The following is a 14,725-nucleotide window of genomic DNA, read 5'->3' on the forward strand; positions in this document are numbered from 1 at the left end:
GTGATTTTTTTCGCAAAATGATTTAGAGGAGATTTTTGCCACGGTTCAGTGAAGCCGGGGAAGCGCAGGGCGGGAGCGGATGTGGAAGCGGGCGAATTGGAGTTTTTGTTGTTTTCAGTGTCAGCCATCTGGATTTTCAATCTTTACGGTTCTACATTAAGGATTCTTACTCCACAATTCCGAGTTCACGGAGATATACCTCGATTTGCGCGTCAAGTTCGGAACGTTTCGCTTCAAGCTCTTTGATATCCGCCATTACTGCCTTGATGTCGATTTCTTCCTCTTCCTCGAATGTATCTACATAGCGGGGAATGTTGAGATTGTAATCGTTGTCGGCTATCTCCTGAAGCGGTGCCAGATGGCTGTATTTTTCGATTTCAGTACGATTGCGGTAAGTATCTACAATCTTCTGTATGTGTTCGGGACGCAGCTTGTTTTGCGTCTTAACTTTCTCAAACTCCCGGCTCGCATCTATAAAAAGAATGGAATCATCCTCTTTGCGGCATTTCTTGGCTACGATGATGCAGGTGGGTATTCCTGTGCCGTAGAAGATATTTGGGGGCAAACCGATAATAGCGTCAATGTAGTTCTTGTTCTCGATGAGATAACGGCGTATCTTTCCCTCGGCGTTGCCACGGAACAAGACCCCGTGGGGGGCTACACAGGCGAGTGTGCCACCATCATTGAGGTGATGGATCATGTGCAGGATGAAAGCATAGTCAGCTTTCGATTTAGGAGCCAATGCACCCGCCTTGCTGAAACGGTCGTCGGAGTTGAATTTCTCCGCCGCACTCCATTGAGCCGAGAAAGGAGGATTTGCAACTACGGCATCAAACTCCCTGTCGGGGAAGGCATCCGCTTCGAGTGTGTCGCCGTTCTCTATGGTGAAATCTTTGTACTTGACACCATGAAGCAGCATATTCATTCGGGCAAGGTTGAACGTGGTGGGATTCTTTTCCTGTCCATAAATGGTATCGGCATTGCCGTTGCGGGCTGTCCGCAGAAGAAGGGAGCCGGAACCGCAAGTAGGGTCATATACATCGCGCAGACGTGTCTTTCCGGTGGTTACTACCTCGGCGAGAATCTGACTGACTTCCTGCGGAGTGTAAAACTCACCGGCCTTTTTGCCGGCACCGGCGGCAAACTGACCTATCATATACTCGTAGGCATCGCCGAGAATGTCGATCTCGGAAGCCTCGTTAAGTCCGAAGTCTATGCCGTTGAGAGCGACAAGCACGTTGGATATGAGCGTATTTTTATCATCGGCAGACTTTCCCAACTTAGGTGATGCGAGGTCAATGTCGGAGAAAAGACCTCCGAAGTCCTCGTTGCTGTCCTGTCCGACCGTGCTGTCCTCAATTTTCTTCAGCGAGCGTTCAAGCTGTGGCAGGATATTCTCTTCGCGGTCAATCGCCTCAATTATGCTCGAAAAAAGAAATTCCGGTTCGAGGAAGTATCCGAGGTTGCTCAGACACTCATCTTTTATGTCGGCTTTTAGCTCGGCATCGTCGCTTGCCCACGCCTCCTTGAATGTAACACCGTCCTCCGACAATATGTCATCGGCATACATCTCTATCTTCTCTGACAAGTATTTGTAGAATATGAATCCGAGGGTGAAGTACATAAAATCGCTCGCCGACATATTGCCGCGAAGGTTGTTGGCCACAGTCCAAAGTTGACTGCGAAGCTGCTGTTGAAGTTCCTCGCTCATTGTTTTAATTTCTTTGAAATTAAAGGGTTAATGGTTAGGGGGTAGTTTTTCGGTGAAGGATTTAGCTAATGCCGATAGTTGGCGGGAGAGGGCATGGAAGCGAGGCTTAATGTCATGCAGTTCCGCTGCAGTGATATAGCTTAGGTCGGAGGCTATCTCTAACTGGCAATATGCTTCCATCAAAGAGCCATATGCAATTTCGATGAAATGAATTTTCTCTTTGACAGAACGGTGGCCGCTGCCTTCCGCGATATTCGATGGCACAGAAACGATGGATCTTTGCAGTTGCTGACACAACGCAAACGCCTCTGTGCGCGGAAACTTTGAAGAAAGCCGGTAAACTACCACAACGAGTTGCCTTGCATCCTGATAAACTCTCAGATTCTCAAAAGAAAAACAATTCTCTTCCATAATCTGTAACCTTTAAACATCTATTCCCAATTATATATTTCTATGATTTTACGGAGTTTTTGAATGATGCGGTTGAAAACGCCACGGCGTTGTTTCAGACCGAGTTTCTTTTTCTTGATGGCATCCTGAAGTATCTCGTCTTTCTCACGGTGGAGATAGTCGTATTCCTCCATGAATTTATGAAGTGCCGTCCGGTCGATTTCTTCCTCCTTGGCAAGTTGCTCGACGGCGCGGTCTTTTGCCTTGCGTACATATTCTACCAATCGGGATTCAAGATCTATGGTGCCGTCAGCCTTAGACCGTCGGAATTCATCCTGATTGGCATCGACATTCTCGCTGATGAAACCGTCGATAAGCTCAGCCTTGCTGCGCATCTCGGCATCACGAATCATCGTGTTAAGAATCTCCCGGCGTTTTTCCGAGTAGTCATCGCTTGACGGGTCAAGGTCGTGAATCAACGCGAGAATGTATGCCACGTTGATGACATCGCTGTGGAGCAGTTCGAGGCAGAAGTCAATATCTTCAAGTGTTGTCTGGGCTTCGTCATCATAAGCGGCGGCAGGTTCTGCAGCTACTTTGGCCGGGGACGCTCCAAAGTTCTGGGCAATGTCAAGATACTTGCTGCGAAAATCCTGAAACTCCTGCTCTGTCATTATGAACGATATATCCGAAGGTGAATATTCCTCATAAATCTGCATTTCAGCGTGTTTCTTGATTATATCGCGGAAGGCGAGGACAAAAGCAACCTTGTCGTTCTCGCTTTCGAGATTGTCTATCTCGTCCACATTCGGATATTTCGACAGGAACTGCTCCGTCTTTTCAATGTATTCACGTTTGACATCTTTGAACGGCGGTCGCACTATATCCTCAATAGGATTATTGTCGGAGAACAGCTTTATAGACGCATCCACGTTGCTTTTGAGGTCGCGGAAGCAGATTACCTTGCCAAATCTCTTTTTCTCGTTCAACACACGATTTGTGCGGCTGAAAGCCTGTAACAGCCCATGGTATTCAAGATTTTTATCGACATAAAGAGTGTTGAGCTTCTTAGCATCGAAACCTGTAAGGAACATCCCGACGACAAGCAACAAGTCCAAAGGCTTCATCTTCGGGTCTTTCTTCTTCATCCTCTTGTTGATATCATCATAATAGAGTCCGAAGTTTTCTACCGAGTGGGATGTGCCGAAGTTTTTGTTGTAGTCATTTATGATTTCCTGCATCTCATCGGCAGCGACTTTCAAATTTGCGAACCCCCGGTTCATGCCGGTGGCTTCATCATCCTGACTGCCGTTTGCTGCGTATGTAAATATCGCACCGATTTTGATATCGGGATTTAATTCCTTAAAAATTTTGTAGTAACGCAAAAGCATCGGCACTGACTGAACCGCAAACAAAGCGTTGTATTCGCCATCAAAAGTGGATTTATTGAAGTTGTTAAGGATAAACCTTGCAACTTCACGCATACGGCTCTCGCTTTCAAGGTCAAGTTCTGCGTTTCCGGTGTAATATTCAACAAGAAAGCCTAATACATTGTCATCGGCAATAGCATCTTTAATCAGATACTTATGCAGGCAGTTGCCGAAGATTTCTTTGGTTGTACGGTCATTTTTCGAGTTCTCGACGAATATCGGCGTGCCTGTGAAGCCGAATATTTGAAGATTTTTGAAAAAATTCACAATATTTTTGTGACTTTCACCGAAATGGCTTCGGTGGCACTCATCAAAAATCATCACGACCTTTTTATTGCGCACATCCTGAATATGTCTGTTGTAATAGTCTTTTGTGACTGCGCAATTCAGCTTTTGAATTGTGGTGATTATGATTTTTGCATCGCTGTCGAGACGGCGGATAAGCTCCTTGGTATTGTCCGTGCCATCAACGGCTCCCGGTTCAAAGGCTTCATATTCAGCCTGTGTCTGAGTGTCGAGGTCGTGACGGTCAACGACAAAAAGCACCTTGTCTATTTCATCGACCTCCGAAACGAGTTGTGCCGCCTTAAATGATGTTAAAGTCTTTCCCGCGCCGGTTGTGTGCCAGATATACCCGTTGTCGTTGCTGTTGACAACCCGGTCAAGAATCTCCTCTACGGCGTAGTATTGATATGGACGCAGAACCATGAGGCATTTATCACCCTCATGTAGCACGATATATTTACTGATGATTTTGCCAAGTGTACACGGGTCGAAGAATTCAGCGGCGAAAAGGCTGAGTTGATTGAACGGATTGTTTCTCCTGTCAGTCCAATTAAACGTGAACTTATAACCGCTATTGGGGTTATTGGCGAAATAGCGGGTATTCACGCCGTTGGAAATCACAAAAATCTGAATATAGTTGAATAGACCGTGGAACGATGTCTTGTGATAGCGTTGAACCTGATTATATGCCTGTTTCAGTTCCACACCCCGTTTCTTCAACTCAATCTGCACCAGAGGCAGGCCGTTGATCAGTATGGTAACATCATAGCGACACTGACGGCGACCTTCTACCGTAATCTGATTGGAAACTTGAAATTCATTCTGACACCATTTGTGACGGTTGAGAAATTCAAGCCATACACGCTGTCCATTGTTAAGCTCCAATGGCAACAAATCCCGCAATTTCTTGGCTTTCTCAAACGTAGTGCCGCCTTCAAGATAGAGCATGACCTTATTGAACTCATTATCTGTAAGCTCCGTTCTGCCATGCGACGCAAGCTCCTTGGCATTATGTTTTTCCAACTGTCGTTTGAAATTGGATATAAGGTTGGTTTCCTCATTGATTTCAACGTATTCATACGCCATATCAGTGAGGGTTTTTATCAAGCCTTTTTCCAGTGCATCTTCGCTTTGAGTAAGTGGCATCTAAAAATAATAAAACTCCGGGCAGTTTTCTGAAGGCTGACCGAGCCTGTAACGACTGCTTAGGAGCTTTGGAGTTTGTTTGGTTTTGTGGAATCGTTTCCGTTATGCTTTAACCGTTTCAGTCATCTTCAGAATCTTAAGGTTACTATATTGCAAGATTAGCGATTTTTTCTGACATGGCAATCGAAATATGTTGAGAAACATATGACTATAAACGAGAGGCTAATGAAAACATAGAATGCCACCGGCAACGATGGAGTGTTTTCGGTGGCATTGGTCGGGATTAAGGGGTGGTGGGATAATAGTACGAGAAGGTGGTGTCGGCTTGTGAACGCTGCTCATGGCGGCGAATTAAAGATTTGATGATGTCCGTTTCATGGCGGGAGTGTTTCACATGGGACAAATGACCCTTACGGGCATTTATGGTTGGTCACACTATCAGCCACCATGTGTCAGCGGTGTACTTTTCCTTATTGTGTTTCTCCCGCATGACGTAGCCGACAATATCGCCGACTCCGCCGCTGCATAGTATTTTCGCTATCATAACAATGCGGAATTTTGGAATTTCAACTTACCGAGAATGGCTAAAATTCCGTCGAGACAAACCTCGGCTTTGCGTCTCGTCGATGGCCCTGCATTGGCCTAACAAGCCTTTACTTGGTCATTGAGATTCTTTCCTTGGTACATCAGTTCGCGTATAGCATCACGCTCGAAGTCGGTGAGACGTTCAACAATCGAGAGCTTGAAGGCACCAATACGGAGCAATTCCGCTATGCTGATTCCGGCTTTGACGGCTTTCTCCTTTAGCCGGTAGAAAACTCTATGCGGTTGCCGTCGAATGTCAGACTCATGCGAATGGGCACATTCTCCGTAACGGCAATACCTTTCTTCTTTCGCTGTTCTAATTTAAAATTTACGATTCTTTTTATGTTCATAATCAATGGCGTGTAAAATTGTTTGCACCCAAAAGTACACCCAATTTTGGTGACGTCAAAATAGCGTTAACAATTGTTGATATTTCACGCAAAATCGCTAAACCGCACAATTACAAATACATGAGCCATTATGATTGTTTATTTGCCCAATATCTTCTTTCCCTCCCGCTCCGCCATCATGTTCATATTTCCCGCATACCGGGTCGGCATGGGGAAAATTTCTCATTAATCAGGAAAATCGCTTCCTCCGCAATGGAATCACCGCAAGTATGTACAAGCAAATTGCGGCCTTCCTGGGCTTGCAGCCGACCATCTACATTGACTATTGAACCAGCTCAAAGCCTATCTGAGTCTTCACGGGAACTGCTGGACTGTAGCCGTCATCAACAAATTCACCCTTTAGCGTCTTTTTCCAACGCAGATTGATATTCATCCTTTACAGGATAAAGGAATCAATGGGAGCCCCCTCCGGGGACTCCCATTGAAAACCGTTACATGTGGATGGCGATTCCCTCGGAAGCCAGCATGGATTCATGGATGGCCTCAGACAGCGTGGGATGGGCGAAAATGGTGGCATGGATGTCCTCGTCCGTCAGTTCCGCCTGAATGCCGATGCCCAGCACGGCAATCAGCTCCGTGGCTTCCGGCCCCACGATGTGGGCGCCCAGGAGTTCTCCGTTTTTGGCGCCGTACAGGGTTTTTACGAAACCGTCCGGTTCTCCGGCGGCTACAGCCTTGCCAATGGCCTGGAAGGGGAATTTCCCCACCTTGTATTCCACGCCCGCCTCTTTGAGGGCGCGTTCCGTTTTACCTACGGAAGCCACCTGCGGGTAGCAATATGTGCAGCTCGGGAAAAAGCCCACCTGCCTGGGCTGATAGTCCGGATTAAACATGCCTTCTACTGCCTGCACAGCTTCAAAAGAAGCCGTATGCGCCAGCAGCACGCCGCCGATCACATCGCCTGCCGCATACACGCCGGGTATGGAAGTCGCATAGCGGTCATTCACCTTGATGAATCCCTTTTCCGTCAGCTCCAGGTCCAGGCCGGGCGCGGCGGGAACAACCGGCTTCACGCCGATGGCCACCAGGCAGACATCCGCCGTGATTTCCTCTTCCTGTCCCCTGCTGTTTTTCACGCTGGCCTTGACCTGTCCGTCACAGGTTTCCGCAACGGATTCCACGGAGGCTCCCGTCATCACCTTGATGCCCTGCTTCTTGAATGCGCGTTCCAGCGTCATGCAGGAGTCGTCGTCTTCATTGGGAAGCATCCGGGGAAGCGCTTCAATAAGCGTCACTCTGGTGCCGAATGAATTGTAAATGTAGGCAAATTCCGTGCCGATGGCTCCGGAACCAATGATGATCATGCTTTCAGGCCGCTTTTCCAGCACCATGGCTTCCCTGGAGCCGATGACGGTAGTGCCGTTCAGGGGGAGGCTGGGCACCGTGCGGGTGACGCAGCCGGTACAGACCAGGATATTCTTTCCCTCCAGAACATTCACCGTCCCGTCGGCGGCCTTTACTTCCACCCTGCCGGGAGAAATGATGGAGGCTTCCCCCGTAACGGAATCCACCTTATTTTTCTTGAACAGGAACCCCACGCCGCCGGCCAGGCGGTCGCTGACCTTGCGGGAACGGCCGATCACTTCGCTCCAATCCACGCTGACGCCCTCCACCGTCATGCCGAATTCCCTGGCACGGGCCGTTACAGTCAGGTAGGCCTCCGCGTTCTTCAGAAGCGCCTTGGTGGGAATGCAACCCCAGTTCAGACAGGTGCCCCCTACCCGCTCGCGTTCCACGCACACCACGGATTTCCCCAGCTGGGCGGCGCGGATGGCGCCCACATAGCCGGCAGGGCCTCCACCAATGACGATGAGATCATATTGCATGAAATTACTATAAAGGCATCCCCCCTTGCGGGTAAAGAAGGAATATGAGCATGCGCCGACTCAGGGGGGCCGTTCCCGGAGAACAGTTAACAGGCAACAGCACGACAACTATTAGCCAATCACTATTAACTCTTAACTATCATTGCCCCCCTTCACCCACTCCACCAGGTCCCGCATTTCCGCGGCGGTATCCGCATACAGGCCATCCGTGTAAATTCCATGGTCATACAAAATTTTCCCTTCCACCATGGTGAACACGCAATCCTTGCCGGAAGATGCATAAACGGCATGGGATGTCTCGTTGAACATCGGGCACAGATTCGGTTCATCCAGGTTCAGCGCGATCATATCCGCGGGAGCTCCCGGAACCAGTGTTCCCAACCCCGGCGTCCGGAAAATGCGGGCGCCCTCCGCCGTAGCCATCTTCAACGCCTGCATGGCGGGGAGCGCAGTAGCGTCACCGCTGTACCCCTTGGCAAGAATAGCGGCCAGCTTCATTGTTTCAAACATATCCAGACTGTTGTTGCTGCACGCTCCGTCCGTTCCCAGAGAGACGGGAACGCCGGCCTGCACCATATCCCGCACGCGGGCGAAGCCGGACGCCAGTTTCAGGTTGCTGACCGGGTTATGGACAACCGCCGCCCCGGAAGCGGCCACCAGCTCCAGTTCCTCATCCGTCACGTCCACCATATGAGCCAGCACGGCGCGTTCATTCAGCAGCCCCATATCGCGGGCATAGCCCACGGGGCGCCTTCCTCCGTGCAGGGAACGGCACTGCTCCACTTCCCCGGCGGATTCGGACAGATGGATATGCAGCATCATATCCAGTTCCTCCGCCAGCTTCATGGAACGCCGGAGCACTTCGTCACTGGTAGTGTACACGCTGTGCGGCATCAGGGCCACCTGCACCCTGCCGCGGCCGGAAAAGCGTTCCGCCTGCTCCCGGTACAGGGCTTCCGCACCATCCCACCCCCCGTATGCCGGAGAGGGAAAAGCAAAAACGACTTCCCCGCCAACACAGCGCATTCCCATGCGTTCCGCTTCCTGGAGGACATTGGCCTCCAACAGGTAGGAATCTACAAACGCCGTGGTGCCCGTCCGCATCATTTCATACATGCCCAGCCGGGCCCCCAGGGAGACGATTTTATCCGTCAGCCGGGCTTCCACCGGGAAAATATGCCCGGTCAGCCATTCCATCAGCGGCAAGTCATCCGCAAAACCGCGCAAAAAGGTCATGGGGACATGCGTATGGGCATTAATCAGCCCCGGCATCAGCAGCGCATTCCCCAAATCCCTGCGAACGGAGGGCGTCCACCTGGCTTCCAGTTCTGCGGCGCTTCCCGTTTCCAGAATTTTCCCGTCCCGAACGGCGACGGCCGCATCTCCGGCAGCGCTGGACTGTTCCGCTCCGCCCAGCATGCGGAAAGCGGTCACCAACAAATCACACGCTTGTTGTTCCATGGCGCAGAATGTACCCCACCGGGAGCGTTCTGGCAACTTCATCTCCCCGGGTTTGAGGATTTCGCGTCCATTTGACATTTCATGTTTGACTTCAAAAGAGAAAACTGCCAAGAATGGACCACAGTTAAATTCACCATTTATCCCCATATGAACAAAACTATACTGTTAGGTTTGGCCCTTGCGGCCTCCGTGTCTTCCGCCAGCGCCTATCATGCCGACAAGTACGACGGCCAGTTCGGCATGTCCCTGGAAGGGGCTTACGGAATCGCCACCAAAGACGCCATGCCCAACGTGGCCGGCGGCAATCTGAGCATTTTCAACTATATTGAAACCGGCAGCATTGTTCATCAGATTTCCCTGAACGGCGGCATCCTGGCCGGTTCCCACCACCCCAGCGTGCAGGACCTGGGCATCAGCGGGCCTTATACCGCCAGCCTCCGTTCCACCTATATCCCGATGATGGCCGGTTACACGCTGAACCTTCCCATCGGCGACTACACCATGTTCTATCTGGGCGGCAAAGTCGGCGCCACTTACGGCGACGTGAAGACCACCATTCATGGACTGGAAGACGGCAGCCGTTCCCGAACCATTTCCTCCACCAAGTTTTCCTGGGCTGCCCAGGCCGGCTTCAAGTTCAGCATCTCCAATAGCGCGGACTTCGTGCTCGGCTACGAATATTACCAGATTCAGGGCTACAATGACCCCGGCTACCACACCATCAAGCTGGGCTTCTCCTGGAATTTCTAACAAACAATTATCAGGTTTATTACGGTCTTCCGGCGGCTCCGTTATACTGCGGAGCCGCCTTTTTTTGCGCATGGAATGCCGGCCCGCACAACAGCAGGAAACAAAGGGACGGAAAGCTGATACGCATCTTTAAACCGGAACGGCTCTTATCCGGGCAAAGGAGGACTGTTTCTTCCGGGATGTCCGGACGCAACAAGGCCGCCCCCTCATCCTGGAGGAAGCGGCCCTGAAAAGTTCAACAATTCAGAGAACCTTACTTGGCAGGCTTGAACGGCTTGGGAGACGCATAGACTTCATAGTCCTTGATGCGGCCGTTTTCCCTGTTCTGGCGCGGCAGGTAGCGGAATCCTGAAAGTTTCTGCACCTTGCCCAGATCCAGCACGATCATGTGCGGATGCTGAGGGTTGTCCCCCTGCCACTTGGTATGCCAGTAGGTGGTGGGCTGGTTGTCCATCACCAGGCCCGCCTGGGCGGCTTCCCCCGTCGTTTCATGGGAATCCGCATAAACCACGGACCACTGTTCGCGGGGAAGCAGGTTGCCGGAGGCGTCCAGGAAGTTCAGCTCCGCAATAGCGGCATGGGGGCCGTTGTCATGGGCGTTTTTACTGACAATGGCGATGTAACGGGCCTGGACGGGAGCGCGGAATTTGATTTCCTGCTGATCTGCCCCCTTGGCGAAGGAACCCCTGTGCACCAGCTGGCCGGCAGCGGGGGCCACAGGTTTGCCTACGCGGAAGACATCCGCCATGGCAGGGTCCCTGTTGACTTCATAAATGGCTTCCTTCACACCCTTCACCGTGCCGAAACCTCCGTCCACGTCCAGCACCACGATTTCATTTTTCCCAGGCTTCAGGTATTCTCCGGGGCAATAAAGAGCCTGCTGGGAGCCGATAAACCAGAAGCGGCCCAGATTGCGTCCATTCACCCACACAACGCCTTTCTTCCAGCCGTCCCGCATATCCAGGTAGGTATCCTTGGGATTGGAAACGTTGAAATACCCGCGGTGGAACACGGGCTGGTCGCCCGCCGGCTTCTTGCCGGAGAAGGGAAGAAGCTCCACTCCCTTGCACGGGAAGTTGTAGATAAGGAAGTTTTCCAGCTTTTTGCCGTCCAGCGTGATGGGCCCTCGGATGCCCTTGCGCTCGCCCTGTATCTGGCCGCCGAAGTTGATGCGGCCCATGTTTTCCACAAAAATGTCCACCGTATGAAGTCCGGAAGGAATCACCACATCACAGGAATCCTGCTTGTAACGGCGATCCGCCGCCCCCTGCCTCTTGCCATCCACGTAAACGATGGCGCGGTCCTGCATGTTGTTCATCTTCAGTTCTCCTTTCACCGGTCCTTGCACCTTTGTCCGGTACAGGATGAAACCCAGGCTTTGCCCCAGGGCTTCCATGTGGACGGGCTCCTTGCGGATGGAGGGCTGAGGAAGACGGGAAAACATGCCGGCCGTTTCCGTAAACGTGATGGGGGGCAGCTCCATCATTTCCGGCTGGGCGGGAGGTTCGGGAAGCTTGTACGTATCACCGTAATAATCCTGAATAGTCTGGCGGAAGGTGCGGTAGCGGTCCGTCAGGGTTCCGTTTTCGGAAATGGGGGCGCCGTAGTCGTAATTGGTTACATCCGGCGTATAGGCGCCTTCCCAGTTCGCCCCGTTCATGAAGCCGAAGGAGGTCCCCCCATGCACCATGAAGAGGTTGGGGGAGACGTTATTTTCCAGCATCCACTTCAGGTCTCGGTTGAAACCTTCCGTACTGCCGCCATTCTTGGGCTTGCCCCAGTGGTCAAACCAGCCCACCCAGAATTCGCCGTTGATGCGGGGCGTTTTACCCTTGTGCTTCTCCAGATTCGCAAAGGCGCCCTTGGCCCCGCCGCCGAAATTCATGGCGGGAACAACGCCCGGAAGCGTGCCGTTCTTAATCATCCAGTCGTTCGGGCCGTCCGACGTGAAGGGAACAACTCCCGGAAGTTCCTTCCGGATAACGTCCAGATGCTTTTTCACGTAATCCTTGTCAGAACCATAGGAACCATATTCATTTTCCACCTGGGCCATGATGATGGGGCCTCCCTTGGTAATCTGCAGAGGTTCCAACATGGAACAGACTTTTTTAAGATAAGCCATGGCCGGTTCCAGGAAGCGGGGATCCTGGGAACGGACTTTCAAATCTTCATCCTTCAGCAGCCAGCCGGGAAATCCGCCGAATTCCCATTCCGCGCACACATAGGGCCCGGGACGCACAATGACCCACAGGCCGGCCTTCTGCGCTTCCTTGATGAATTCCACAAAATCCAGATTGCCGGAGAAGTCCCATTTGCCGGGTTCCGGTTCGTGCACGTTCCAGAACAGATAAGTGCAGACGGTATTCATGCCCATGGCCTTTATGCGCTGGAACCTGTCCTTCCAGTGTTGGCGCGGCACGCGAGGATAATGCATTTCCCCGGAAATGATTTTGATGGGCTTTCCGTCCATCAAAAAATTTTCCTGATTAGTAGAGAAGACATGCCTGGCTCCGTCATTGGATTCCGGCAGAGGCATGGGAGCAGCCACGCAAAGATGCCCTGCCAGAAGCAGAACGGAGAAAAAGGATAATTTCATGATTATGGAATTAATAATTAATTACGGTAAATGCGAAGGAGATTATGATGAAAAATCACCTCCTTTCAATTTAAAAAGGAGACGGTGACCCGGTTTTATTACGGAACGGCTCCATCCTGTCTTTCAAGATATATTATTTGATGCTTTTCTTCAAACGGTACGCCACGGCTCCGAGCCTCCAGCGTTTCCTTCTTCATTTCTTCATCCACCCAGTACAGGTGCGATTCCAGCGGATTGTAAATTCTGGGGGAACAGAACCGGGTGGGAGATTCCGGCCAGCGTATCCAGCGCCAGCAGGCGACATGCGTGTATGGTTCCCTCCAGCCGGGAATCCAGACGCAAAGTTCATAAAGACGCTGCTGGGCACGGTGAAGAGTCAGCTTCAGGGAACCGGTATCCGGGGCATTGCGTTCCGCATCCAGGGCGGCATCCAGTTCAGCGTCCGACACAGCCATAATATTATTCGTATTGCCTACGGGATTTCCGCGGGCATCATACGCCAGTTCGGAAGAAAATGTTTCATACAGCCGTGGGAACGGCGTCTGCAGCGGCCACGCCCACAGAGCCGCCTGATACCGTTTTTCAAAAACCTTACGGGAACAGACACTGTAGGTAAGAGAATCCAGACGCAGGTCCACCCCGCACTTCAGGGCCTCCTGCCGGAGAATGGAACAGACGTTGGTCATCAGGACGGATGAATCCGCAAACGTCAGTTCCACCACCAGCCGTTCTCCCCGTTCATTTTTCAGCACGCCGTCAGTCCCCATTTCCCGGTAGCCAGCGCGGGCAAAATATTCCATGGCTTTTTTCTTGCTGTATTCCGGAGCTTTCAGCGGAAGAGTCAGGTCTCCGTACCCCTCCATGTAGGAACCGAGCCTTCTCATATTCCCGCGGAACAAAGTATCAATCACCAGGCCCATGTTCACGGAATGCGCCAGCCCGCGGCGGATATCCGGATTTTTCAACAGTTTGTCCGAGCAATTCAGATACAGTCCGTACGGGGGACAGGCGTAATTGGCTTCCAGACTGTATTTATCTATATAGCCCCGGTGCACTTCCGGCAGTTCCAGACCCGTTTCCCACACCTCCGGCTTACGGACGTTCATGATGTCCAGTTCCCCGCGGCGGAACATTTCAACCGCCTTGTTTTCCATGTTCACAAACACATGTTCCACCTGGTCCGCATTGCAGGAATGGCGGTAATACTTCCTGTCCTTCGCCCACCAATTTTTCACGCGGGCCAGGGTAATGCTTTCTCCTATCCGGATTTTAGCGGGAACAACCATGTAGCCACCCGTATTTGGAGGGACTTTCCACTGGTAGCGTTCCAGAAACAGAGCGTTGAAATCATGGTAAAAACCGGGATGGGCCGGATGAAAATCCGCACAGGCCATGTAAGGCAGCAGCGGCCCGCGGGACGGCAGCGTCAGGGCAATGATGGAATCCCCGTATACCGTAATCTGATCATACATGGAACGGAACAGGGTTGTCCAGAACGGATCCCGGGCAAAACCGGACGTACGGAGGCAAATGTTCAGCAGAAAATCCTGCGCTTTCACGATGCGTCCGTCCGAATAGGCCGCTTCCGGATCCAGATGATAAAAAACAGTTTTTCCGTCTGCGGACAAGGCCCAGCGGTCCGCCAGGCCCGGAATGGGACGGAAGGTTTCCGGATGAAGCCCCACGAGGGGAAGCCACACGTTGTCAATGGCGGAGTAATTGAAAAAATTTTCACTTCCCGGCCCGAAAGCACGCAAAGTTCCGGGAAACGGAGTATTGATCCACAACCGGACTCTTCCACCCTTGACGGCGCGCGGATCACCCACATCCGGCTCTTCCATTCCGGTTTGCCATTCCAATCCGTCCGGAACGTCTTCCAGAGGAAGAAGGCGGATATGGTCTTTCAATAACAGCCTTTTCCTGATGCGTTCCACGGAACGAGCCTGTTCCGCCAAACGCCGGCCGTCCCCTTCCCCGCGGGAAACGACCAGAAGTTTTTCCTTCCTCTCCCCTTCAGCCAATTCACGGCGCAGCTCCCGTTCCACGGCCCTGTTCCAGCGTTCCACAAAACCGTCAAATACGGCAGGCATCCCCCTGCCGTCCATCCGGCCGGAAAATTCATGCCAAACATTCTT

At 51.8% G+C, this 14,725-nt stretch carries 8 protein-coding genes; 1 reads left to right on the forward strand and 7 read right to left on the reverse strand.

Annotation, left to right across the window (positions count from 1 at the left end; all coding sequences use genetic code 11):
* Window positions 1-166: 166 nt before the first annotated feature.
* The 5 genes from BHW66_RS10915 to BHW66_RS10935 form a co-directional block, all read right to left on the reverse strand.
* Window positions 167-1,711 (reverse strand): type I restriction-modification system subunit M, encoded by a 1,545-nt coding sequence (locus BHW66_RS10915; RefSeq protein WP_046435678.1) that lies wholly within the window; start codon window positions 1,709-1,711, stop codon window positions 167-169.
* A gap of 27 nt (window positions 1,712-1,738) precedes the next feature.
* On the reverse strand, window positions 1,739-2,122 hold the full coding sequence (locus BHW66_RS10920; RefSeq protein WP_046435680.1) for a four helix bundle protein: 384 nt from the start codon (window positions 2,120-2,122) through the stop codon (window positions 1,739-1,741).
* 20 nt (window positions 2,123-2,142) lie between these two features.
* Window positions 2,143-4,962: a type I restriction endonuclease subunit R gene (locus tag BHW66_RS10925; RefSeq protein ID WP_046435682.1), complete on the reverse strand. Its 2,820-nt coding sequence runs from the start codon at window positions 4,960-4,962 to the stop codon at window positions 2,143-2,145.
* A gap of 1,426 nt (window positions 4,963-6,388) precedes the next feature.
* Entirely contained in the window at window positions 6,389-7,783 is a 1,395-nt protein-coding gene (gene lpdA / locus BHW66_RS10930; protein ID WP_046435684.1) for a dihydrolipoyl dehydrogenase, read from the reverse strand.
* Between the two features lie 132 nt (window positions 7,784-7,915).
* Window positions 7,916-9,244 (reverse strand): amidohydrolase, encoded by a 1,329-nt coding sequence (locus BHW66_RS10935; RefSeq protein ID WP_046435845.1) that lies wholly within the window; start codon window positions 9,242-9,244, stop codon window positions 7,916-7,918.
* 147 nt (window positions 9,245-9,391) lie between these two features.
* Between BHW66_RS10935 and BHW66_RS10940 the strand changes: the two genes are divergently transcribed.
* Window positions 9,392-9,994: a porin family protein gene (locus BHW66_RS10940; protein WP_161994102.1), complete on the forward strand. Its 603-nt coding sequence runs from the start codon at window positions 9,392-9,394 to the stop codon at window positions 9,992-9,994.
* 253 nt (window positions 9,995-10,247) lie between these two features.
* Here BHW66_RS10940 and BHW66_RS10945 read toward each other — a convergent pair whose 3' ends face one another.
* Together BHW66_RS10945 and BHW66_RS10950 are read right to left on the reverse strand one after the other, a co-directional pair.
* Window positions 10,248-12,590 (reverse strand): beta-galactosidase, encoded by a 2,343-nt coding sequence (locus BHW66_RS10945; RefSeq protein ID WP_102758558.1) that lies wholly within the window; start codon window positions 12,588-12,590, stop codon window positions 10,248-10,250.
* Between the two features lie 98 nt (window positions 12,591-12,688).
* Entirely contained in the window at window positions 12,689-14,680 is a 1,992-nt protein-coding gene (locus tag BHW66_RS10950) for an extracellular solute-binding protein (RefSeq protein WP_162000323.1), read from the reverse strand.
* Window positions 14,681-14,725 lie beyond the last annotated feature (45 nt).

Source organism: Akkermansia sp. 54_46 (genome assembly GCF_001917295.1).
In the GTDB taxonomy this organism is placed as follows: Bacteria; Verrucomicrobiota; Verrucomicrobiia; order Verrucomicrobiales; family Akkermansiaceae; genus Akkermansia; species Akkermansia muciniphila.